This is a genomic window from uncultured Algoriphagus sp. (assembly GCF_963974365.1).
Taxonomy (GTDB): Bacteria; Bacteroidota; Bacteroidia; order Cytophagales; family Cyclobacteriaceae; genus Algoriphagus.
On sequence record NZ_CAXBBX010000009.1, the window covers coordinates 64,718 to 90,147 of the forward strand.

Sequence of the window (25,430 nt, forward strand, 5' to 3'; positions counted from 1 at the left end):
CTTTATTGTATTAAAAGAACTCTTTCATTTTATCAAAGAAGGATTTCTCGCTGTTTCCTGGATCTGGTTTGAAGTTGTCTGAGTATCTCAGTCCTTCTAACGCTTCTTTTTCATCTTTGGATAGATGGGTAGGCGTCCACACATTGACCATGATCAATTGATCACCTTTGGTATATCCATTTATATCTTTAATACCCTTTCCTTTCAAACGGAGCATTTTACCACTTTGAGTTCCTTGCTCAATTTTGATTTTTACTTTTCCTTCTATGGTTGGCACCTCTATAGAAGCACCAAGTGCTGCATCTACAAAGGAAACGTATAGATCATAGATCACATTATTCCCATCACGTTGAAGTACTTTATCTTCAATTTCCTCTATAACTATAAGAAGATCTCCGGCAATTCCACCAGGAATCTCATTCCCTTTGCCAGACATACTTAGCTGCATTCCTTCAGCTACCCCGCCAGGGATATTGATAGAAATCACTTCCTCTTTCACCACTAGACCTCTTGCGTCAGCATCAGCAGGTTTTTTATCTACAATCTGACCACTTCCCCCACAAACACCGCAGGTGCTAGCTGAAACCATTTGGCCCAACATCGTATTCACTACTTTCTTAACCTGGCCAGATCCTTGGCATGCTGAACAAGATTTGAAAGTGACTCCATCAGCTATAAGATGGCGTTTCACTTTAATCTTTTTCTCCACGCCATTAGCAATCTCAGCAAGAGTTAACTTCATCTTTACGCGAAGATTCGTTCCTTTTTTGGTGCGACGGCCACCGCCGCCTCCGCCGAAAAATGAACCGAAACCGCCTCCGCCTCCTCCGCCGAAAATATCGCCGAATTGGGAAAAGATGTCATCCATGTTCATTCCACCGCCGCCAAAACCTCCAGCTCCACCAACACCTTGATGACCAAATTGATCGTAACGTTGCTTTTTCTCAGGATTACTTAAAACCTCGTAAGCTTCTGCAGCTTCCTTGAATTTATCTTCGGCTTCAGGATTATCTGGATTCTTATCTGGGTGATATTGAATCGCCAATTTCCTGTAGGCCTTCTTTATTTCATCCGCTGATGCAGACTTCGATACTCCTAATACTTCGTAATAGTCTCTTTTTGCCATAATATTATGCTCCTGTCACCACTTTCGCGTAGCGTACTACTTTATCTCCTAACACATATCCTTTCTCGATCACGTCTACAACTTTTCCTTTCAGCTCTTCGCTCGGTGCAGGGATTTGCGTAATTGCCTCTTGTGTTTCTGGATCGAATGGCTTACCAACGAGGTCAGACATTGGCTTAAGCCCTTTGCTATCAAGCACTCTCATTAAAATCTGGAAAATCAAAAGATTTCCTTCCCGTACTTTTGAAGCATCTTCTTCGTTTTCACTTGCTTTGAAAGCTCGTTCGAAATTATCAACTACAGGAATCAGATCCTTTATCACTTCCTCCGAAGCGGTGGATATTAAATCCAATCGTTCCTTAGCTGTTCTTTTTCTGTAGTTTTCAAAATCTGAGTACAGGCGAAGGTATTTATCTTTCAGGTCTGCAACTTCGTATTCTAACTTGCTAGCTTCTGACTGAGGCTCTTTACCTTCCAAATCAACTTCAGAAGAATTGTTTTCAACTGTTTCTTCGTTGATATTCTCGTCCTTAAGATTCATTTCTTGATCCACTTGTTCTTTATTATTCATAATTGAAATAGACAATAGTTGGCATTATGGGGTTAACAATATTGTTGCCATTGCGCGATGTCTGACAAACTGACACCTTACCCTTCGTGAATTGCCTGCCAGATTAGATCCTTGAGCCTGTCAAGATTGTATTGTGAGACAGAAGAGATGAAAACATAAGGAATTCCTTGTGGCACTTCTTTTTCCATTTCTTTGACAAGTTCTTCATCCAGCATATCTGCTTTAGAAATAGCAAGCAGCCTTCTCTTGTCTAAAAGCTCTGGATTATATTTTTCTAGCTCACCCAGCAAAATTCGGTATTGCTCTCCAATATCTGACGCATCAGCAGGTACCATGAAAAGTAAAATAGAGTTTCGCTCTATATGTCTAAGGAATCGAATTCCAAGTCCTTTGCCTTCTGCAGCTCCTTCGATGATCCCTGGAATGTCTGCCATTACAAAAGACTGATCTCCTCTGTAGGCTACCACACCGAGATTTGGTACAAGCGTAGTAAATGGATAATCTCCAATCTCAGGTCTAGCTGCGGAAATGGAAGAAAGCAGGGTCGATTTACCCGCATTTGGAAATCCTACCAAACCTACATCCGCCAGAAGCTTCAACTCTAAAATAATCCACTCTTCGATTCCTTCTTCTCCAGGCTGAGAATAATGAGGAGCTTGATTCGTAGATGTTTTGAAATGGTCATTTCCCAGTCCACCTCTCCCTCCTTTAGTAAGGATTACTTCCTGCCCGATTTCGGTTATCTCAAAACGTTTCTCACCTGTCTCAGCATCTTTTGCAATAGTGCCAAGTGGCACTTCCAAAATTATATCCTTACCGTCTGCACCAGTTCTTCTTCCTCCTTCACCGCTTTTACCAGCTTCGGCAATCACATGCTTTTTATATTTCAAGTGAAGCAAAGTCCATACTTGAGTCGTACCTCTTACTATAATGTGTCCCCCTCTGCCCCCATCGCCTCCATCTGGCCCTCCTTTGGGCACATGTTTTTCTCTCCGAAAATGCGTAGATCCAGGTCCACCTGCCCCAGATCTGGAACAGAACTTTACATAATCTATGAAATTTGAATCAGCCATTTTTTGATAAAGAAAAAGGCTAAGCTTAAAAGCCTAGCCAAATATGAAATGCAAAATTAAGAAAATAAAGGCAATCAGTAGCTATCGATCACTGAAGTGATGTCTGCAAAGATTTGATTGATCTCTCCTACCCCATTGATTTTCTGAAGTTTATTTTGAGAAGCGTAGTAATCTGCCACTGGAAGCGTCTCATCTAAGTACACTTTAATACGTGTATTGATTTTTTCATCGTCTTGATCATCCACTCGATTTGAAGTTTTACCACGCTCTTTGATACGAACTCGTAATACTTCCTCAGGAACGTCAAGAGCAATCATACCATTGATTTCAAGATTATGATGAGAAAGCATTTCGTCCAAAGCTTCTGCTTGTGCAGTAGTTCTTGGAAAACCATCAAAAATAAATCCACGAGCATCTTTTGTCTCATTGATTTTATCCTCAACCATCCCAATAACTACTTCATCAGGAACTAGTCTACCTTCATTCATGTATTTTTTTGCGAGCTTACCGAGTTCAGTACCTTCTCCCAGATGTTTCCTGAAAAGATCACCGGTTGATAAATGTGTGAGCCCGTATTTCTCGATTAGTTTTTCACTTTGAGTGCCTTTGCCTGCACCCGGAGGGCCAAATAATACAATATTATACATTCGTAAGTCTATTATTTTAAGGAGTACTGAGTTGATAAATATTCGGGAGATTCCTACCGAAACCATCGTAATCAAGGCCGTAACCGACGACAAATTTATTGGGAATTTCAAAACCGACATAATCCAAGGCATAATTAAACTGGAAAGCCTCAGGTTTATGAAGGAGAGTAATGATGGAAAGTCTAGCCGGTTTGAATTCAGAAAGTGCCTTTAACAAATAATCCATGCTGATTCCAGTGTCAACGATATCCTCTACGATGAGAACATTTTTCCCTTCAATTTTTTCTTACAACCCCAGCACCGTCCTCACTTTTCCTGTAGTTTCTGTCCCAGAATAACTACTCACCTTTATAAAAGAGGTAGAAATAGGTAAGTCTATGTACCTGCAAAGATCGGCCATGAAGACAAAAGATCCATTCAATATTCCAAGGACTACTAACTCCTCTCCAGAGAAATCTTGAGTGATTTCTTTTCCTAGTTGCGAACTTCGATTACTAATTTCCTCAGCAGAAAGGTAAATTTCAAATTCTTTATCTTTAATTGTTACGTTCATACTTATTCTTTTAAAGTCTGCTCATTAAATAAGGATAGACCCTCAACATCGCATCCAGGTCTGCTAATGACACTTTCTCATCAGGCGTATGTACATTCTCTTCTGCAGCTCCAATAAAACACCAATCAATGGCATAAGGAGAAAACTGAACCTCCCTACCATCACTGCCTCCATATTCTTCTACCTCCAACTGAAAGGGAATTCCGCTTTCTTTTACAAGTTTTGTTACCCTATCTATAAACTTCTTTCGTGGGATAAATTTGTCTCGGATCGAAATCACTACCCCATTGTGGAATTCAACACCTTCAGTAATCCAAGTAATATCTGCGATCAAAGCTTGCTTGATCGGTGCTGTACTCTGAATGAATTTGAGAAGAAATGGCATGCTTCCCCCACCATGTTCCTCATATGTAGAAAAAACTACCCAACCATCGGTAATTGTTTCGCATAGTTGCAAGGCGGTATAGATACCTAGTCTATTATCTAGGTAAGCAGCTTGAATAAATTCTTCGGTAATTCGGATGTTTTGGGCGAAAGAAAGACGTGTACCAGGGTCAATTCCCCTTGGGAAATCATGAGAAAAATTATTTTCGTCGCCAACAATTGCGCAAGATATTTCTCCTAGCGAGTCTCTCCCTTCCAATTTTGTCCCTTCAATAATCTCAGGCCCACCTATGCTAATTAGCTGATTATTATACCTTGACATAAATCCAATCGTGTCTATATGAGCAAAAACAGCAGTTCTAGGCTTTCCGAACTTCAATAAAACACAATCATGGAATTCTTCACCAGAGTAGATTTCTGGTATACTATTCCATTTATTCTTTCGTTGGTTTATATATTGCAGGATAAATTCTGACGTTTTAGATTCATCACCAGAAACACTATGTTGTTTAAGGATTTCGAATAAAAATTTCATTTTGGCATAAATTATGTTAATATTTCATTGTAAAATTTGAAAAAAGTCAGGAATTATTTTTTTTCCTGAATTGGGTTTTAAATAATTCATCTAGATTTGTAGTAAATTAAAAGTTTATAAATTTGTATTCACATCAATCAACACTTAAAATTTGAACAAAAATTTTTTGTTATGAAAAAACTAATACTATCAACAATTATTGCAGGAGCTTTGTCACTCGGAGCGAATGCACAAGAATTCGACAAATTCTCCCTTGAAGTGGGCGGAGGTTTTAACAAACCTATGGCGCCTATTGGTAAGGACTTCCTTTCACCATCGTTCAATCTTGGACATGTTGAGTTTGGAGCTAGGTACATGTTTAACGAGAAATTTGGTTTGAAACTGGATTACGGTTTCGGTTCAATGAGAGAAGCAAGAGCTGACGATGCTACTACTGGTACTTTTGACACCAAGTATTATCGCTTAGATCTTCAGGCTGTTACAAACCTCGGAAGAATCATGAATTTCGAATCTTTTACTAGATCACTTGGTCTTTTGGGCCACTTCGGAGCTGGTATTGGTAATGTAAATCCTCAGGAAAATCTTTACAATGATTATACTGATGATGTATATAATTTCATTGTAGGTGTAACTCCTCAGTTGAAACTAGGTAAGAGCATCGCTTTAGTAGGTGATATCAGTACCATTATCAACGGTAGACAAACTGTTACCTGGGATGGTTCAACTGCAATACGACCTGGTGATCCTGGATTCCATGGAGCTAACGGAGTTTGGTGGACTGGTTCCATTGGCCTACAGTTTTACCTAGGTAAAAATGAAGAGCACGCTGACTGGTATATTGCTGCTGACAAATATGCAACTAAAGAAGAGCTTGCTACTCAGATCAATGGTATCAAAGATATGTTGAAAGACTCTGATGGTGATGGTGTACCAGATTACTTGGATAAAGAGCCTAACACACCAGCTGGAGCTAGAGTTAATTCTGCAGGTATGACGTTGGATTCTGACGGCGATGGTACTCCAGATCACATGGATAAATGTCCATTCCTTCCTGGCCCAGCATCTACAAATGGATGTCCAGTTGAAGAAGTAAAAGAACAACTTGACTTCTTCAAGAAAGCAATCAATGATGGTTACGTGAACGTTTACTATGCATTCGATAGCTCTAAGCCACTTGGATACTCAACGAGTTCTGCAAACTATGTAGCTAACTTCATGAAAAAGAATCCAGGAGTAAATGTTGAAATCAAAGGTTATGCTGACGAATTAGGCCCAGAAGATTACAACATGAAACTTTCTGAAAGAAGAGCAAAATCAGTATACGACCTTCTTGTAGCTTCAGGAGTAGATGCTTCTAGACTTTCGTACAAAGGTTATGGCGAAGACACAAGTGTAGACAAGTCCTCTGCTGACGCAAGACAAATGGCTAGAAGAGCAAGCTTCGAAGTGAAGTAAGTATAACTCTCAAGCTTTATACTATTGAAAGGGCTCGATTAATTTCGAGCCCTTTTATTTTTTAATCGGTTCTCTAAAGAAAACAACTTTGATTTAATCAACTTTACGAGACCTCATCAGTCTTGAAGCTGCCCATAATAAATCCCTCCGTAGCTCAGCCAAAGAAGGACAGTAAGGCTAAACCCAAAAAAATCACCTCCAATTATAGGCTTAACTTAAAGCCAAATCTCCATTGAATTGTAATTCTGAACTTAGTTACCTGATTTTCTTGGTCTTCACTTTTTGACAAGTGCTGGATTACGGCATGTCCACTTATTCATCTTTGCTACCATTTCACCGTATAAAAGCTCAAATCATGCAAAATCGAGATCCCCCCCACTTTGCAAATTTTAGAACAGTAAAAACTAATCTGCACTTACATCTAGATACGTGAACCCCTTCTGATCTAAGGTAACAAAAGCCGTTTTGGCTGAGACTGCCAGCTTTACCAATGGGGTAATATGCTCTTGCAAAAGATTATAGAACCCCATGCTTTGGCCACAAACATAAAACTTAACACCTACCCCATCCAAAGCCTTTAAAGCAACCAGATTAGGATTGCCTGTCTGATATTTTTTCTGATATTCCTCTTCAGAAAGAATAGCCTGGACTAATCCGCCATGAATTACTGCTGCGATTTGAATCTTCTCTGCAGGTACTCCATTTTCCACATGGAGATTGTATGTCCGGGCAACTTCTAAAATAACTGGGTGAATGGCCGTAGAATCTTTAACTCTACCATAAAGATCTAAAGCAACTTTGTAGTCTATTGAGCTATCATAAGATAAAACGGGATTTGATATCGGAATGACTCCAACCCAAGGGTGAAAATCCAATACCGGATACGTGATTTTGTCCTTGATATGGTTTGGCATCTCATTCTGGGCACAGACTATGGAAGTGGAACAAAAGAAAAGCAGAGTTAACTGAATAAAAAGACGTTTCATAATGTTGATTTTGAGTGGCTTCTGAAATTTAAAAAATAAAAGCTAATTGGGAATAACTTATATTTCATTGGAAAAATAATTATGCAGTGATCTAGAAATTCATCGCAAATTTCAATTTACTTTTGGTGGATTTCTGAGAGCCAATCGGCTATAACCAGAAGTCTTATATTCTATGATTCTTCAAGGTATCATCCTTATTGCAGGACTTCTTTTATTGGTTAAGGGAGCAGATTGGCTTGTTGATGGAGCTTCCGTTTTAGCAAAAAAACACAATGTCTCTGATCTAGCAATCGGACTAACAATTGTTGCTTTTGGTACATCTGCTCCAGAATTGGTTGTCAATTCAGTAGCTTCTACACAAGGCTATCCAGACATTGTTTTTGGAAATGTGATTGGATCAAATAATTTCAATCTTTTCATTATACTCGGAATTGCAGGTTTAATTACTCCGCTAACAGTTCAGTCAAGTTCTGTATGGAAAGAGATTCCATTTTCCCTGCTAGCAGCCATAATTCTATTGTTTCTTGCCAATAACTACCTTGAGAATAACGAGCGTGGGCTCTCTATCATTGATGGGATAATCTTACTTATATTTTTTGCGGCCTTCCTTTTCTATGTTTTTACACAGCTTAAAGCTGATCCTACTGGGGAAATAATCGAGCAAAAAGACTATTCCAACGCAAAAATATGGGGTTTAATTTTGATCGGCCTTGCCAGTTTGGTAATAGGTGGAAAACTTGTAGTAGACAATGCTGTGGCAATGGCTCAATCACTAGGCGTTAGTGAGAAAATAATAGGTTTGACAATAGTCGCCGCAGGAACGTCCTTACCTGAACTCGCCACTTCAGTAGTTGCATCTATGAAAAAGAACAACGATATCGCCATAGGTAATATCATCGGCTCAAACATCTTCAATATTTTCTTAATTCTTGGAGTTAGTTCGATAATTAGTCCACTAGCATTCAAAGAAGCATTCAACTTAGATATTTACATCCTCATTGGTGGGACAATTTTCCTTTTCGTTGCCATGTTCACGGGTAAAAAGAAAAAATTAGATCGATGGGAAGCTGCGATACTCCTAATTGCCTATTTAGGATATACCACATATTTAGTTAGTATGGAAGTTTGATAGTAAAAGATAGCCAGATGATCATGGAGTTTATATTTCCTTCGGAATTGCCTCTTACCAATCCGGTGATCAAATTCCTATTGATACTACTGATCATACTACTCGCACCTCTTCTACTAAATAAAGTAAAAATCCCCCCATTACTCGGTTTAATTCTCGCGGGAGCGGTTGTTGGCCCCAATGGATTAGATATAATCGAAAGAGACAATGGAATCATTTTGTCTGGCACAGCAGGGCTTCTCTACATTATGTTTTTGGCAGGCCTGGAAATCGACCTTATCGACTTCAAAAAGAACAGTAAAAAGAGCTTCATTTTTGGGATGTACACTTTTTTAATTCCTATGACTTTAGGGATTGTTGCAGGTTTATTTTTACTGGATTTTGGCTGGGCTACTTCTATTTTGTTAGCTAGTATGTTTGCCTCTCACACGCTGATTGCATATCCATTGATTTCAAAAATGGGCGTCGCAAAAAATAGAGCAGTAAATATAACTGTGGGAGGCACATTGATCACCGACACCCTTGCACTTCTAGTTCTTGCGGTAATTGTGGGCATGTCCAAAGGAGAAGTAACGCTTTTCTTTTGGGTCAAATTAATCTTATCGCTGATTACTTTTGCTCTGGTTGTCATCCTGATTCTACCAAAAATAGCCAGGTGGTTTTTAAAGAAACACGAAGATAATGTCTCCCAATACATCTTCATTTTGGTCTTGGTATTTGCAGGTGCGGTCATGGCAGAAGCCGCAGGCGTGGAAGCAATTATTGGAGCTTTTCTAGTAGGATTAGCAATTAATCCACTGATTTCTCATTCTTCTCCGTTGATGAATAGGATTGAATTTGTGGGCAATGCCATTTTTATCCCATTCTTTCTGATTGGCGTCGGGATGTTAGTAGACTTTGGTAGCTTTTTTCAAAGTTGGGAAACAGTTTTCGTAGCGATAGTTATGACGATGGTCGCTACTACAGCTAAATACCTTGCTGCGCTGGCCACGCAAAAAACATTCAAGTTCACTAAGGACGAACGCAGAATCATTTTCGGTCTAAGTAATGCTCAAGCAGCCGCTACACTTGCCGCTGTGTTAGTTGGGTTTAATATCATCACCGGCACTGATGCAAATGGTGAACCTGTCCGATTGCTCTCAGAATATGTACTAAATGGGACGATCGTCATGATTTTGGTCACTTGCACGATTGCTTCGTTTGAGGCACAAAAAGGAGCCGCGGGGATTGCTCTAGCAGATTCTCCCCTAGATTTGGATTCAAATGAAGATTTCGCAGAGCGAATTTTGATCCCAGTTCGCAATCAAGAGACTTCGGATGAATTGATTCATTTGAGTATTATGATAAAATCACCTCAAAAGCAATCAAATCTCTATGCACTCAGCATAATTAATCCAGCTCTGGAGGATGCAAATGCTGAGATGAAAGCTCAAAAAACACTCAATCAAGCAAGTAAGACAGCTAGTGCTACCGACCATTTTCTCTATGAATTACTCAGGTACGACACGAATGTGGAGCATGGTATTTCATCCGTCATTCATGAAAATAAGATTACAGATCTTGTGCTTGGGTTACATGAAAAAACTGAAATTGGAGACAGTTTCTTAGGAGATCTTACTGAAGGGCTTCTCAGCAAGTGTAATACAAGCACCTTTATTTACAAGTCCAGTCAACCTTTTGATACTCACAAACGACATTTGGTTTTTATCCCTCCAAATGCAGAAAAGGAACTTGGCTTTCCTTTTTGGCTGGTAAAAATCTGGAATATCGCTAGAAATACTGGTGCCAGAATGATCTTTTATACTGAAGAAGAAACAAAAGTATGCCTGTTAGATATCCTGCAAAAGCACCCTATTCGAGTAGATTTCAGGCCTTTTCCCGAATGGGATGAAATGGCAAATCTTAACTTTCTACTCAAGCCGGATGATAATTTGATCATGGTACTTAGTAGAAAAGGAACCGCTTCTTACCACCCTAGGCTCGAGCGCGTACCCCACTTGATTAATACTTACCTAACCAAGCACAGCTTTATCCTGATATATCCAAATCAGCCTAAAGCGACTGGTCAACCAGTAATGGACATGATACATGGGTCGCTAATTGGACCAATCGAAAAATTAGATTGGATGGGAAGAACTATTTCGCAATTGCTTAAGAGAAAATGAATCAACATGTTTTACTTTAAATTTCAATTGTATCGTGTTTGATAGAACAATTCAGCTTTTTATGTTTTCTGGTTTAGCGTCATTTTTACATCTGAAGCATTTTGCCAACAGAGCTTGGAATTTGAAAAACAACTCTTAATTAAGGTTCGCCACTTGCATTATTAGAATCAGAAACTATAGTTGTTCCAGGAAGTTTTGATTATTTTTTCAACCCAAAATTCAGTGTTTAGACAGAATTAGCGATAAATGGCGGCATCATTGTAATTCATTTGAACGAAATAAAAACAAAGATTTTTCACTTCGGAAAATTTAAAACGAGCTGAAATTCCACACCAAAAGACATTATTGGGCACTTGAGCTTTTCTATACGGACAAAAACTTTTTAAGAGAGGACGATTCTTATACGTGATTCGAAAGTGATTTCTGGTATGATCAAGCAAGAATTAAATTTCAGGTCTATGGAACTGGATTGAAATTTGGCAAGGAGGTTTTTGAGTCTGAAAACATACTTCTTGATTCATTTGTAGGTCTGGGAATAGGAGGCGCTACAGAGACCTGGAGGTATTGAAAGCCTCTCTAAATCCAAGATCTAGAGTTTATTGAAACAATGGATTTTATTTCCCTGACAGGTATCGATTTGAAGGATGGGATGCTGTGCCACAACCCACTTTAGGCTTTAATATTGGAATTCTTACTGGAAAACAATAGGCTTGACGTTGCTCATGCTAACTCACAAATCTTAAAATCGCTTTATCTAGTATTTTCTTCCCATCTAGGCAATTCGACCTTTGATCAATTTTTAACTGGATATACAACATATTCAGAATATCTTTTGCAGATTTTAAATTCTAACAGGATTTACTTTGGAATAAAATCGAAAAACCCCAAAACCTAATTTGACATCTAATGTCTGTAGACTTAACTCGCTATTCAGGAAAGATTTACATCCTGCTGTGCCTAACTCTTACTATACAAACGCAACTCTTTGGACAGCAAGCTTCCAAAAAAGGAACTCTTACAGGGATTATTATTGAAGACGGCTCCAATTCACCTCTTCCCTTTGCGACTGTCGGCATCTATTCGGGTCTCGACAGTCTGGTTTCAGGCGGGCTTTCTGATGATGCTGGTTCTTTTGAAATTGAGCTAAGCAATGGGCAATTCTATGCTTTAGTGGAATTCATGGGATATGAACCTTATAAGTCGGAGCTTTTCACCATTTCCAAAGAATCTCCCTCAAAGGATTTTGGCCAAATAAAATTAAAAACAACTGCTGGCGATTTGGATGAAGTCATAGTCCAAGGTGAAAAAACCATTATGGAGCTTTCGCTTGACAAGCGGATTTTTAATGTGGGTAAAGACTTGGCAAATGCAGGAGGAACTGCAAGTGACATTCTGATGAACTTACCGTCAATTGCTGTAGACCCAGAAGGGAATGTTCGGCTGCGTGGTTCGGCAAATGTGAGAATTTTGATTGACGGAAAACCATCAGGCTTGGTGAGTTTCAAAGGCAGTGCCGGACTCAGACAGTTACCAGCCAATATGATTGAGCGGGTTGAAGTGATCACCAACCCATCCGCACGCTACGAAGCTGAAGGTATGGCTGGAGTAATAAATATCATCCTGAAAAAAGACAATAACCAAGGTTTCAACGGTTCCTTTGAGGTGGTGGGAGGAGTGCCTACGAACTTAGGATTCACTGCTAACTTAAACTACAGACACAAAAAAATAAATTGGTTTATAAACTATGGGTTGACTCATCGCCGCTCTCCAAATGTGGGTGAACTTTACCAAGAAACCTATGGTGTAGACACTACTTTTATTCTAAATCAAACCCGCGATGGGTTTGTGAAAAGCCTCAATAACAATATCCGTGGCGGATTAGATTATTATTTTAGCGAAAACAGCATCTTGACTTTATCTTATCTCTGGAGGCGCAGCGATGCACACCGAATCACCGATATCAGATACGAAGACTCCTGGAACACCATTGATAACCTACAGAGCTATACGCTCAGGAGACAGGATGAAACTGAGCAGGAGCCGAATTCAGAAATCAGCGCTAACTATAAGAAAACATTCGATGAAAAAGGCCATGAATTAACCTCCACATTCACCTACCTGAACTACTGGGAGAATTCAGATCAGATTTTCACCCAAGAAACTTTTTCCCCGGAAGGCATAGAAAATCCCGACTTAGAACAAGTCCAAACTTCGCTGAATGACGAATACGAAAATCAATACTTAGCCATGCTTGATTATGTTAGGCCATTTTCCAAAGAAGGGAAATTTGAAGCTGGTTTCCGGACTAGTTTTCGTCGAATGAAAAATGACTACCTAGTTCAAGAAGAAGGTGATGATGGGCAGTTTGCTCCAATTCCTGGCTTAGACAATGTCTTCCTTTACAATGAAAATATCATGGCCGCTTACGGGATTGTAGGAAACAAAACGAATGATTGGAGTTATCAAGCGGGTCTGCGTGTGGAGAACACAGACGTAAAAACAATATTAGAAGAGACAAATGAGGAGAACCCAAGAAAGTATACCAATTTCTTCCCCAGCGCTCACCTGACTTATAATATTTCTGAGGAAAATGCATTCCAGCTTTCTTATAGTCGTCGAATTAGGAGACCAGTGTATAATGATCTCAGTCCTTACGTAACCCTTTCAGATTCGCGGAATTTCTTCAGTGGAAATCCTGATTTGAACCCAGAATACACCAATGCATTTGAATTGGGACATATCAAGTATTTTGACAAAGGGACACTATTCACCACCGTCTATTATCGAAGCACAGACGACAAAATAGAACGGTTACGCTCTGTGGATAATCAAGGATTCTCAAGAACTTTGCCTTATAACCTCAATGGAGAAAATTCCTTTGGAGTAGAAATCAGTAGCGATTACCAGCTATACGACTGGTGGAAACTGGACTTCAATGTCAATTTCTTCCATGCCAACATCGATGGGACAAACATCCAAAATGGCTACAAAACGAAGACTACTTCTTGGCTATTTCGCCAGACCTCTCGATTCACAATTGCTAATGGATTGGATATTCAGCTGCGAGCAAATTATGATGCAAGACAAAAAACAGTCCAGGGAATTAGAAAAGGAATATTCTTCTTAGATCTATCGGCAAGTAAAAGTGTGTTCCAAGACCGAGGAAATCTGATTTTCAATGTCACAGATATTTTCAACTCGCGGAGAAATAGATTCATCAGCGAAGGGACAAACTTCTACACAGAAGGAGACTCCCAATTCCAGCGCCGACAATTGATATTGACTTTAAGCTATAGATTAAAGCAATAATGAAATCGGGAATAGCACTTCCAAATCAAGAATTACCTATTTGCCCAATGAGGACATGAGAAAACCTATACTAACTGCCCTTTTTATTTTGGGAGCATGCTCAGTCCTTTTTGCGCAGAAAATCAATGACTCTTACCGCCTTCATATACAAAAAGCAAGTTCAGAAATCTTAATTGACGGAGCTGTGGACGAGCAAGCTTGGCTAGATGCGGAGATTGCAACAGATTTCTTCATGATCACCCCGATGGACACCAGCTTTGCAAAAGTCAGAACTGATGTAAGAATGACCTACGATGAGGAGAACCTTTACTTGCTGGTAGAAAATTTCCATGCAGTCGACGGACCTTATATGGTGGAATCACTGAGAAGGGATTTCTCTTTTGGAAAGAATGACAACTTCCTGCTTTTTATGGACCCATTTGATGATCAAACAAACGGGTTTTCTTTTGGAGCTAATGCAGCAGGAGCACAATGGGATGGCATCATGTACAACGGCGGAAGCGTAGATCTCAGCTGGGATAACAAGTGGACTTCCAAAGTCACGAATTACAATGACAAATGGGTCTTTGAAGCAAAAATCCCTTTCAAATCCATTCGATATAAAAAAGGAATCACGGAATGGGGAATCAACTTTTCACGACTTGATTTAAAAACAACCGAGAAATCAGGCTGGGCTCCTGTTCCCCGCCAATTCCCTTCCGCATCTTTAGCCTATACGGGAATACTTGTTTGGGATGAAGCACCTCCACAAACTGGTGCAAATATCTCTGTGATCCCTTATGCTTTGGGCGGATTCAGTAAAGAAGTTTCGGAGGGAGGCCCTACAGAATATAGAAAAGAAATAGGAATGGATGCTAAAATTGGATTGACATCTTCTCTTAATCTGGACTTAACCGTCAATCCTGATTTCTCCCAAGTGGAAGTGGATAGGCAGGTCACAAATCTTGACCGATTTGAATTGTTTTTCCCCGAAAGACGACAGTTTTTTCTGGAAAATGGAGACTTATTTGCAAGCTTCGGATACAGCACAATCCGACCATTTTTCTCCAGAAGGATTGGCCTCAATGCTCCTATACAATTTGGAGCAAGACTCAGTGGAAAAATCAACAAAAACTGGCGGGTCGGAGCAATGAATATGCAGACCGGCAAAGTGGATGAAGACGAGTTGCCTTCACAGAACTTCACCGTATTAGCCCTGCAGCGACAAGTAGGGGCTCGCTCAAATATTACTGGACTTTTTATCAACAAGCAATCACTGAATTACAATCCTGATCCAGATGCTGAAGCGCCAATTTATTCCCAATTCAACCGAAACGTGGGTTTGGAATATAATCTCGCTTCCTCAAATAATCTCTGGACAGGTAAGGCAATGGTACTCCAAAGTTTTGGTCCAGACAATGTCGGGAATGGTTTTGTCCATGCTGCCAATCTAAAATACACAGCAGGAAATCTAACTTGGAATTGGCAACATGAATATGTCTCGGAGAATTACACCGCAGAAGTAGGATACGTTCCGAGAAGAGGGTTTTATAAAATCAACCCCCAGGTCGGCTACCGCTGGTTTCCAAAAAGCGAAAAAATCTTGAGCCATGGACCTGATGTAAGTACAACTTTCTTTTTCAATAAAGACGGAGAGAAAACTGATAATACAACTTTTCTCGCCTACAATCTAAAGTGGAGAAGTCAAAGCACTTTTATGCTGTGGACGAGTACAGATTATGTGAAACTTCAGCGCCCTTTTGACCCGACTAACTATAGCGGAGACACCCTTGCAACTGGCACCGAGCATCAGTGGTACGCAATCGGTGCGGAATACACCTCCAAACCTCAAAGTGTGTTCACCTACGCTTTTACCACTAGACTTGGAGGTTATTATGCGGATGGACATCGCTACAACGCGACAGCCGAACTAGGCTACAGGTTTCAGCCCTATGTAAGTCTAGCGATGACGGCAGCGTACAATGAAATCCTTCTTCCAGAACCTTGGAACACCACTAGCTTTTGGTTGGTCGGACCACGTGTAGATGTAACGATGACGAATACCCTTTTCTTCACGGCCTTTGTCCAATATAACGAGCAGATAGAAAACATCAATTTAAATACTCGCTTTCAATGGCGATTCAAGCCAGCTTCAGATTTGTTTTTGGTTTACACAGACAATTACTTACCTGCTCCCTTTTATACTAAAAACCGCTCTCTGGTACTGAAATTCACCTATTGGTGGAATCTCTAGCATTCAAATCCCTTTCATTTTGATGGATTCTTCTGGAATATTAACACTATGGCTTCGATTTGAAGATATGGGTTAACTTTATCTTTCAGAATATCCCCCAGAAACATGAATAGCAGAATCAAACACTTGTCCCTCCTACTTGTGGCATTTTTCGCCATTGGTGAAACTTTAGCTCAAGACTCTTCTCTCTTAACCCTAGAAAGAGTTTATAATTCAAGGGAGTTTGCTCAGGAGAGGCTTCAGCCAATTCAATGGATCGAAGATGGAGCCGCTTATGTGACTGTGGAGAACGGGAATGAACTGGTGAGATGGGACAGCAAGAGTTTGGATAGAAGTGTCTTTGTTCCTGGCTCAGCAGTGCAAAGCAGTGGTAAACCAATCCAGATCGAATCGTTCAGTTTGTCTGACGATGGTACGAAAGTTCTAATTTTCACCAACTCAAGTCGTGTATGGAGGTCAAATACCAAAGGCGACTACTTTGTATATGATCTTGAGTCAAAGCAACTGAAACAGCTCGGCCGCAAGTTCGAACCCTCTTCCTTGATGTTCGCTAAATTTTCTGATGATAATGAGTATATCGCTTATGTGCAAAAATTCAATTTGTATCAGGAAAATTTCAAAACAGGCGAAATCATTCAGTTAACTTCTGACGGAACTGATAAAATCATCAACGGCACATTTGATTGGGCCTATGAGGAGGAGTTTGGTAAAAGGGATGGTTTCGCTTGGAGCCCAGATGCGAAATACATTTCTTTTTGGCAGATAGATGCTTCCCAAATTGGCACTTTTTACATGATCAATAATACGGACTCTGTCTATTCCAAGCCTATTCCGCTTCAATATCCTAAGGTAGGTCAAGAGCCTGCTGGCGCAAAAATCGGCCTGATTAATTTGGCTTCCAAAGACAAAATTTGGATCCCTATTCCTGGAGCCGAAAAAGAAAATTACTTGCCCGGAATGCAATGGATCAATGAAGATTTACTCCTCATCCAGCAGATGAATCGAAAGCAAAACTTACTGACCATTTGGACTTTCAAACCTTCCACTTCTGAGCTGAAGAAGATTTATACTGAATCTGAAGAAACTTGGGTGGATTTGGCCTATCCGGATCTTTCCAAAAATGGCTGGAGCGACAATAGTTTACCATTAGTCGATACCGGAAAAGCATTTCTACGAATGACCGAAAATGATGGATGGAGACATATCTATAAAATTGATATCGCCACGGGCAATAAAACCTTGATTACGCCAGGAGAGTTTGATGTAGCCTCTTTTGGCGGGGTTACAGACAAAGAAGTTTACTTTATCGCTTCACCTGTCAATGCAACGCAGCGCTACCTCTATGCGATTGACTTGGAAGGAAAAGGGAAACTTCGACGCGTGACTCCAGAAGCTTTTGAAGGTGTAAATACGTACGACATTGCCCCAAATGGGCAGACGGCAATTCATAATCATCAAAGCACTGAAGATCCGCTGACAGTCAGACTGGTGTCACTACCTAAGCATAATGTACTCAAGTCATTGGTGGAAAATGAGGAGTTCAAGCATAAACTAGCATCCCTTAAAATTCCGGAAATTGAATTCACCACAGTCACAACATCAGAAGGAGTCACGCTTGATGCACGGGTTATTTACCCAATTGATTTTGATGAATCAAAAAAGTATCCGGTCCTGTTTCATGTGTATGGTGAACCATGGAGCACTGTTGCCACAGACACACAAGTTGGGCTTTATAATATTATGCTAGCGCAAAAAGGATACTTTGTTATCGATATGGATAATCGGGGAACACCGGCTTTGAAAGGAAGCAAATGGAGAAAGAGCATCTACAGAAAAATCGGTGTGATCAATGCGCAAGATCAAGGTTTGGCAGCTCAGGAATTATTGAAGCTTCCTTATCTGGATAAAAGCCGAGTTGCAGTTTGGGGCTGGAGTGGTGGCGGTTCGATGACACTAAACCTGATGTTCAAATTTCCTGAGGTCTATCAGACAGGTATGTCTGTAGCTGCAGTATCTAACCAGCTAATCTATGACAACATCTATCAGGAACGCTACATGGGACTTCCTCAGGAAAATATGGAGGACTTTGTAAAAGGATCTCCTATCACCTATGCTAAAAACTTAGAAGGAAACCTATTGATCGTGCATGGGACAGGCGATGACAATGTCCACTACCAAGGTGCCGAAATGCTCATGAATGAACTGATCAAACATAACAAGCAGTTCCAGATGATGCCATATCCTAATCGCTCTCATGGTATCTACGAGGGAGAAGGAACAAGTCTGCATTTGTATACTTTGTTGACCAATTATTTAACAACACACACGCCAGTCAATTAAAAATCAAATAATTAGGAATTACGAACTATTTTATTTTTCTTACTATTAAAATTTAGTAGAACTATGAAAAATACATTGACTAATTCCCACAAGCGCTACCAGAGAAAGGTAAAGATTGGTTTTCTCACGGCACTTTTCTTATTTATTGGAGGTTTTGCATTTTCTATTTCCAAACTTACATCTACCGCTGATACGGAAGAACTACTTGACAAAAAAACTGTCAAGGGTCTCATTCTTTCTCCAGATAAGAAACCAATTCCAGGCGCCGTCATCCTCGTCAAAGAGACAACCACTGGAACAGTTACGGATATAGAAGGTAATTTTTGGTTGGATTTGGAAAAATTTAATCAAGAGACTATAACCTTAAAAATCTCAATGATTGATTACGAATCCACAGAGATAATGGTTAACACCAAGAAATTACCCAAGGACTTGGGTAAAATCACCTTAAAAAAGGAAGCTAAATAAGTTATTGCTCGATTGATTTTGCCTCAAAAGAAACAAGCTCTCCTTCTTCCAATAGAAGTTGAATTTCTATTGGGTTGCAGCAAACTTCACAGTCTTCGATATACTTCTGTGACGAAATAGTAGGATCTATCAGCATTGAGATCTCTGCAAGACAGTATGGACATTGGAAGTAGTACTCGAGCATTCTCCAAGGTAATCAAATACACAATACGCTTCAACTGACGGAATTCACATTAATTGAGTCAGTCTAAAAGCAATTTTCCTCACTGATCGATCCTAATAATTGCTATTTCTAAAAATTAGTGCTGGATAGTTGCGCCCTCTGGGTAGTCCTCCGTGCCCACCGTGGTAAAAAAATTCTCCCACAAAAAAACCTCGAAGCACATTCGCTCCGAGGTTTTAACCATAACCACTAACCTAAATTATACTTCTATTTCTGAGCCCACATTTTTAAAGTAGACTTGCTTATCTGCATCCAGATCCACCATCACGGCCGAATCATTTTTGATATAACCAGACAAGATCTGCTTGGAAAGCTCATTGAGCACCAATCGCTGCATAGTTCTCTTCAGCGGTCTGGCCCCGAAATTCGCATCAAAACCAATCTCACCTAAATAATCCAGCACTTCCTTCGTAGCCTCTATTTCAATTCCCGACTCGGATAACCTTTTTTGAATTTCTCTCCATTGTATATCTACAATCTTACGAATCACCTGCTTGTTCAACGGTTCAAACATGATCGTCTCATCAATTCGGTTCAAGAACTCAGGTCGCACTGACTTTTTTAATAACTCATAAACTTCCGTCTTGGTCTTTTCCAAGATTTCATCCTTATTCCACTCTTCCATTTCTGCGAATCGCTCTTGAATTAAATGAGATCCGATGTTGGTAGTCAAAATGATAATGGTATTCTTGAAGTTGGCGATTCGACCTTTATTATCAGTCAATCTTCCATCATCCAATACTTGCAGTAGAATATTAAACACATCTGGATGCGCCTTTTCGATCTCGTCCAAAAGGATCACAGAATATGGTTTTCTACGCACCGCTTCAGTCAATTGACCTCCTTCGTCATAACCTACGTAGCCCGGAGGTGCTCCCACCAAACGGCTTACCGCATGTCTCTCTTGGTACTCAGACATATCGATTCTGACCATTGCATTCTCATCATTGAAGAGGTATTCCGCTAAGGCTTTAGCAAGCTCAGTCTTACCAACTCCTGTAGTCCCCATAAAGATGAAACTACCAATCGGGCGTTTGGGATCCTGCAATCCGGCACGACTTCTTCTCACAGCATCCGATAAAGCTGTGATTGCTTCCTTCTGACCTGCTACTCTGTGTCCAAGTTCTAATTCCAAGTGCAGTAGTTTCTCACGCTCAGATTGGATCATTTTATTCATTGGAATTCCAGTCCATTTAGATACAACGGCGGCAATATCCTCCTGATCAACTTCCTCTTTGAGCAAAGGCGAACCCGCCTGCATTTCTTTCAACTGGCTTTTGAATGACTCCAATTTCTGCTCTGCCTCCCCGATCTTTCCATATCTGATTTCAGCGACTTTACCAAAATCCCCTGATCGTTCAGCCTGCTCAGCTTCAATTTTATAATTGTCAATTCGTTCTTTTTCTCTTTGGATGCCAGTAATAACAGCTTTTTCACTTTCCCACTTCGCTTTGACACTGTCACGCTTTTCAGCTAGTTCAGCGAGTTCTTTGCTCAAAACTGTCTCTTTATCTTTGTTCTTTTCCCTACGGATAGCTTCTCGCTCGATCTCCAGCTGCATGATTCTACGATTTAACTCATCCAATTCCTGAGGCAATGAATCAATTTCCATTCTCAATTTAGCGCCAGCTTCATCCATCAAGTCAATTGCCTTATCCGGCAAGAAACGATCTGAAATGTATCGCTGAGAAAGTTCAACTGCGGCTATCACAGCGTCATCTTTGATACGTACTCCGTGGTGTAATTCATATTTATCCTTGATTCCTCGAAGGATGGAAATCGCATCGGCAGCATCAGGTTCGTCTACGATTACAGCCTGAAATCTTCTCTCCAGAGCCTTATCTTTTTCGATGTATTTCTGATACTCTTTTAGCGTAGTAGCACCGATTGCATGAAGTTCTCCACGAGCCAAAGCTGGTTTCAGCAAGTTGGCCGCATCCATCGCTCCTTCTCCACCTCCGCCTGCACCAATGAGCGTATGAATCTCATCGATGAATAAAATGATCTCTCCTTCGGCATCGGTCACTTCTTTTATGACAGCCTTCAATCTCTCCTCAAACTCTCCTTTGTATTTGGCGCCTGCCACCAGTAAACCCATATCCAAAGAAATCAATGTCTTTGACTTTAGGTTTTCAGGCACATCACCAGAAACTATTCTTTGCGCCAGGCCTTCTACAATTGCCGTCTTACCCACACCCGGCTCGCCGAGTAGAATTGGGTTGTTTTTAGTTCTTCTTGCCAAAATCTGAAGTACTCTTCTGATTTCTTCATCTCGGCCAATCACCGGGTCAATCTTGCCCTTCTTGGCCATTTCGTTCAGGTTCTTGGAGTATTTCTCCAGCGCCTGGTATTTGCTTTCTGCGTTTGGATCGGTCACTTTATTTCCTTTTCTAAGTTCCTTGATAGCTTCGATCAAAGGCTTTTCAGCAATCCCCTGATCTTTCAATAGTTGTGAAGTAGCATCACCGCCAGCGAGGATAGCTAGTAACAAATGCTCTATTGCCACATATTCATCTCCAAAAGTCTTTAGATAATCCTTCGCTTTTGTAAGCACTTGATTAGTATAATTGGATAAGTGGGGCTGTTGACCACCACTTACTTTCGGTAGTCGCGCCAACTGCTCATCCAGTCTTTGAGAAATAAACTGCTTATTGGTCCCAAGTTTCTTAAACAAGAACTCAGTGACATTCTCATCTTCTGAGATAATTCCTTTCAGCAAATGTGCTGGCTCAATGTTGGGCTGACCAGCCGCGGTAGCGAGCTCAAGAGCTTTCTGTATCGCCTCCTGAGATTTTATAGTGAATTGTTTAAAGTCCATTGTATAGTTGGTTAATAGTGGTGTCTTAAATTCTTCTATTGGAAGCGGAGATTTTAAACTCTTTTCCCATTCTCCACTTTACTATCAAAACTACTTCCACTTACTTTTTTCCGTCATAATGACCGAATAACCTCTGTTAATTAGACTAAATCGGAAAAGTTGACAGAATAATATTCTGATGAGGAAGGTTTAACGACATATTGCGCATATAAAATTTCTCGTTTACTTATATTAGTCTACACTTTTTAAAACATCTTCTATGAACGAGCTTTTAAATGAAGAGCAGGTACTCCAGCTTATCCACAATATCCGTAACCAGAAAGTAATGTTGGATTCTAATTTGGCAGAAATGTATGGTGTACAGACGAAAGCTTTAAATCAATCCCTCAAAAGAAACCCTGACAGATTCCCTTTAGACTTCATGTTTCAACTTTCTGAAGAAGAGTGGCAAAACTTGAAGTCACAAAATGTGACCTCAAGTTGGGGAGGTCAACGAACTCCTCCCTATGTTTTCACTGAGCAAGGAGCAGCGATGTTATCTTAAGTGTTGAATAGTCCCGCCAGCCATCCAGGTAAATATCTCTATTATTCAGACTTTCGTCAGGATCAGAGAATGGGCACTTAATTATTCAGAATTACAGAACAAAATTCAGGCATTACAAGATGCCGAGTCAAATCAAAACCAGCACATTAATCATATCTATCAAATGATAGAAGAACTATTAAAGCCAAGTCTGGGAGAGAGAGCAAAAATTGGATTTAAAAATAAACCCTGTTCCACTTTATGAAACAGGGTCCAAATAAAGAGCTATATCAAATGATTATCCCTTTTGGGAAACCGCATAATCCTCTACAGCCTGCCATACTCTGAATACATTTTTGTAACAGATTTTTTCAATCTCTTCTCTAGTGTAACCTCTCTTCAATAGCTCTGCAATTAAGTTTGGATACATAGACACATCTTTCAGTCCAGTAGGCAAAGAGTCCCCAACGCCATCGAAATCAGAACCCAAACCTACGTAGTCAATTCCCACTAAATCCTTCACATAATCTATGTGATCGGCAACCCGCTGCACTGTTGGGAATGGGTTGTTAGCAGCTGTGTATTCAGAAATATACGCTTGAGCAGCAGAATCTCCCCTTGAAAGATTATTCTCAGCCATATAGTTAATCAAATGCTCACGTACCTTGTCTGCTCCAGCAGCATATGCTGAGTCAATAAAAGTACCTCCGAAATTAATCATCATCACTCCTCCATTTTTAGCCATAGCCTGAATAAGCTCATCATTCATATTTCTTTCGAAGCCTGGAGTAAACTTTCTAACTGAAGAGTGAGAGGCAATTACGGGCACCTTTGTGATAGCCAACGCATCCTTAAAAGTATCATCCGAAACATGAGAAAGATCGACCATAATACCCACTCGATTCATTTCAGCTACTACTTTCTCGCCATATTCACTCAAGCCATTATACAGTCTCACCGTATCATAGCTACTATCCCCAATTAGATTAGCTTTTCCGTGAGTTAATGTGATGTAGCGAATACCTCTTCCGTGAAAATATTCCACATTTGAGATATCATCCTCTAATGCGGATCCATTTTCCATACCCATCGGAAGAGAGACTTTGCCAGAAGCAAAATTAGCCTCAACTTCGGCTGGGCTATATGCCATAGCAAATTGATCTGGGAAAGTCTCAGCCAAACGCTCAGTCATTAAAATAAGTGAATCTGCCAACGCTTTCGAGGAACCTGGAGTCTGTTGCAAGCCAGCAGGAATATATATAGACATAAAAGGCGCATCAAGCCCTCCTTCTTTCGATCTAGGAAAATCAAAATTCCCATCTGGCGTACGGACTGAAACGTCCAAAATCTCACGCTGCAGTGTAAATCCACCTACCTTCATCCGGTAGGGTAAATCCACATGACCGTCTACCATGATAGTCTCATGCGCAATCTGGGTAGCAACTTCCAAACGTTCCTCATCGGAGATTTGAGTGTAATCAATCTCCTCTGTCTTTTCCTGAGGTGAACAGGCCAATGCCAAGCTGGCAATAATCGCTAAGTTTAAATGTTTTCTCATAAGTTGGTGGGTTAGTACAGTAGGAAAGATAATTAGATTTTTTCTGGGAGCGCGAATTAATCCATTAAAGGCACAATTGCTAAATTTATTGGCTAACAAAAAGCATTTTAAAGCCAAAAACTCTCATTTAAGCAAAAATAAACCACAGTTATAGACGCTAGACAACCTTGATTTAAACAAATACCATATATGGGGTTTTACTATTCAATTTTAAATTTCGAACTTTATAAAAAAAGGAGATAGATTTTGGTGACTATAAATCGTCAATAAAACAGTCGAACTGACATTTCTTCAAACTATTAACCCAACCTTTTAAAAACTAGCTTATGAAAATCAACACGAAATCTCTTTTACTTGGTATTTCAACCACCTTGTTATTTGCGCAATGTAATCCTCAAAAAACTGAAGAAACAAACGAAGAGGTAGTTGTAGAGGAAGTAAAAGCACCTACACTTACTAAGATTTGGGAGACAGATTCGACATTGACCACTAATGAATCAGTTCTATATGACGCTTCGACTGGGAAAATCTATGTCTCTAACATAGAAGGGCAGCCTACAGATAAAGATGGTAAAGGATCTATTTCTATCATTGACAAAGAAGGAAACATAGTCACTCAGGCTTGGGTCACTGGTCTGAATGCACCAAAAGGAATGGGCATTGCAAATGGAAACTTGTATGTCACCGACATTGATCAATTGGTCGAAGTCAACCTGGAATCAGGTGAAATCACGAATAAATATCCTGTAGAAGGCGGTCAGTTTCTTAATGATTTGGCAACTTATGATAGTAAAGTTTACTTCACCGATATGAACACAGGTAAGGTACACATGCTTGATGGAGGCACTATTTCTACTGTGACTGAAGGTCATGAATCTATAAATGGCATAGCTATCGGAGAAGATGGGGAATTATATGGCTTGGATAAGTCTGGACTAGTTACACTCAACTCTGACGGAACCGCCATGATCATGAACAGCACTGTCACTGGCGGAGATGGACTTGTGATTTTGGGAGACGGTAAGTATGTGGCTTCTCGCTGGGCTGGAGAAATTTACTTCGTAAATTCAGAAGGAGAGACTCTGCTATTAGACACTAAAGATGCTTCTTCAAATACAGCAGATATAGGTTTTATACCAGAAGACAGCATTATTTTGGTTCCTACTTTCTTCAAAAACAAAGTAGTAGCTTATAAATTGGATTATTAAATCAGAAAATCTTCAATATAAAAAAGCCTTCATTTGAGGGCTTTTTTGGTTTTGGTGAACGGGAAAGGCTGATTTTTCCTTATATTAATGAACAGGCATCTAAAAGAATTTCACCCTTTTTGGAGC

General features: G+C 40.1%; 18 protein-coding genes and 1 pseudogene. 9 read left to right on the forward strand and 10 right to left on the reverse strand.

Annotated elements, in window-relative coordinates:
* Positions 1-10: 10 nt before the first annotated feature.
* From dnaJ to AACZ87_RS13215, 6 genes and pseudogenes are all read right to left on the reverse strand, one after another.
* On the reverse strand, positions 11-1,126 hold the full coding sequence (gene dnaJ / locus AACZ87_RS13190; protein WP_339867830.1) for a molecular chaperone DnaJ: 1,116 nt from the start codon (positions 1,124-1,126) through the stop codon (positions 11-13).
* Positions 1,127-1,130: 4 nt separating this feature from the next.
* Positions 1,131-1,697, reverse strand: a complete 567-nt coding sequence (locus AACZ87_RS13195) for a nucleotide exchange factor GrpE (protein WP_339867832.1) — start codon at positions 1,695-1,697, stop codon at positions 1,131-1,133.
* 77 nt (positions 1,698-1,774) lie between these two features.
* Positions 1,775-2,770 (reverse strand): GTPase ObgE, encoded by a 996-nt coding sequence (gene obgE / locus AACZ87_RS13200; protein WP_339867834.1) that lies wholly within the window; start codon positions 2,768-2,770, stop codon positions 1,775-1,777.
* A 74-nt stretch (positions 2,771-2,844) separates the two neighbouring features.
* A complete protein-coding gene (locus tag AACZ87_RS13205) occupies positions 2,845-3,417 on the reverse strand; it encodes an adenylate kinase (RefSeq protein ID WP_339867835.1) in 573 nt (190 codons plus the stop codon).
* 16 nt (positions 3,418-3,433) lie between these two features.
* Positions 3,434-3,970: pseudogene (gene hpt / locus AACZ87_RS13210) on the reverse strand (hypoxanthine phosphoribosyltransferase).
* A gap of 10 nt (positions 3,971-3,980) precedes the next feature.
* Complete coding sequence (locus AACZ87_RS13215) at positions 3,981-4,889, reverse strand: aminopeptidase (RefSeq protein WP_339867836.1); 909 nt, start codon at positions 4,887-4,889, stop codon at positions 3,981-3,983.
* 171 nt (positions 4,890-5,060) lie between these two features.
* Here AACZ87_RS13215 and AACZ87_RS13220 point away from each other — a divergent pair, with 171 nt between their 5' ends.
* Positions 5,061-6,344 carry an OmpA family protein gene (locus tag AACZ87_RS13220; protein WP_339867837.1) on the forward strand — a complete coding sequence of 428 codons (1,284 nt, stop codon included), beginning with the start codon at positions 5,061-5,063 and terminating at the stop codon, positions 6,342-6,344.
* A gap of 404 nt (positions 6,345-6,748) precedes the next feature.
* On the opposite strand, the gene AACZ87_RS13225 is transcribed toward AACZ87_RS13220, so the two are convergent.
* On the reverse strand, positions 6,749-7,330 hold the full coding sequence (locus tag AACZ87_RS13225) for a DsrE family protein (RefSeq protein ID WP_339867838.1): 582 nt from the start codon (positions 7,328-7,330) through the stop codon (positions 6,749-6,751).
* Between the two features lie 172 nt (positions 7,331-7,502).
* On the opposite strand from AACZ87_RS13225, the gene AACZ87_RS13230 reads away from it, so the two are divergent.
* The 6 genes from AACZ87_RS13230 (at position 7,503) to AACZ87_RS13255 (ending at position 18,974) form a co-directional block, all read left to right on the forward strand.
* Positions 7,503-8,459, forward strand: a complete 957-nt coding sequence (locus tag AACZ87_RS13230) for a calcium/sodium antiporter (protein ID WP_339867841.1) — start codon at positions 7,503-7,505, stop codon at positions 8,457-8,459.
* A 23-nt stretch (positions 8,460-8,482) separates the two neighbouring features.
* On the forward strand, positions 8,483-10,624 hold the full coding sequence (locus AACZ87_RS13235; RefSeq protein ID WP_339867842.1) for a cation:proton antiporter: 2,142 nt from the start codon (positions 8,483-8,485) through the stop codon (positions 10,622-10,624).
* A gap of 906 nt (positions 10,625-11,530) precedes the next feature.
* Positions 11,531-13,933 (forward strand): TonB-dependent receptor, encoded by a 2,403-nt coding sequence (locus AACZ87_RS13240; protein WP_339867844.1) that lies wholly within the window; start codon positions 11,531-11,533, stop codon positions 13,931-13,933.
* A 55-nt stretch (positions 13,934-13,988) separates the two neighbouring features.
* The gene (locus AACZ87_RS13245; RefSeq protein ID WP_339867846.1) at positions 13,989-16,166 is read left to right on the forward strand and encodes a DUF5916 domain-containing protein; all 2,178 of its coding nucleotides are present in this window, start codon (positions 13,989-13,991) and stop codon (positions 16,164-16,166) included.
* A gap of 105 nt (positions 16,167-16,271) precedes the next feature.
* Complete coding sequence (locus AACZ87_RS13250; RefSeq protein WP_339867848.1) at positions 16,272-18,506, forward strand: DPP IV N-terminal domain-containing protein; 2,235 nt, start codon at positions 16,272-16,274, stop codon at positions 18,504-18,506.
* Between the two features lie 63 nt (positions 18,507-18,569).
* On the forward strand, positions 18,570-18,974 hold the full coding sequence (locus tag AACZ87_RS13255; protein ID WP_339867849.1) for a carboxypeptidase-like regulatory domain-containing protein: 405 nt from the start codon (positions 18,570-18,572) through the stop codon (positions 18,972-18,974).
* A gap of 1 nt (position 18,975) precedes the next feature.
* Here AACZ87_RS13255 and AACZ87_RS13260 read toward each other — a convergent pair whose 3' ends face one another.
* Positions 18,976-19,158, reverse strand: coding sequence for a CPXCG motif-containing cysteine-rich protein (locus AACZ87_RS13260; protein WP_339867850.1), 183 nt, complete (start codon positions 19,156-19,158; stop codon positions 18,976-18,978).
* Between the two features lie 238 nt (positions 19,159-19,396).
* A complete protein-coding gene (clpB, locus tag AACZ87_RS13265) occupies positions 19,397-22,015 on the reverse strand; it encodes an ATP-dependent chaperone ClpB (protein ID WP_339867851.1) in 2,619 nt (872 codons plus the stop codon).
* A 259-nt stretch (positions 22,016-22,274) separates the two neighbouring features.
* Here clpB and AACZ87_RS13270 point away from each other — a divergent pair, with 259 nt between their 5' ends.
* The gene (locus AACZ87_RS13270; RefSeq protein ID WP_339867852.1) at positions 22,275-22,559 is read left to right on the forward strand and encodes an ORF6N domain-containing protein; all 285 of its coding nucleotides are present in this window, start codon (positions 22,275-22,277) and stop codon (positions 22,557-22,559) included.
* A 277-nt stretch (positions 22,560-22,836) separates the two neighbouring features.
* Here the strand turns inward: AACZ87_RS13270 and AACZ87_RS13275 are convergent, their stop codons facing one another.
* Entirely contained in the window at positions 22,837-24,096 is a 1,260-nt protein-coding gene (locus AACZ87_RS13275) for a dipeptidase (protein ID WP_339867853.1), read from the reverse strand.
* A gap of 326 nt (positions 24,097-24,422) precedes the next feature.
* On the opposite strand from AACZ87_RS13275, the gene AACZ87_RS13280 reads away from it, so the two are divergent.
* Positions 24,423-25,304, forward strand: a complete 882-nt coding sequence (locus AACZ87_RS13280; RefSeq protein WP_339867855.1) for an ATP-binding protein — start codon at positions 24,423-24,425, stop codon at positions 25,302-25,304.
* Positions 25,305-25,430 lie beyond the last annotated feature (126 nt).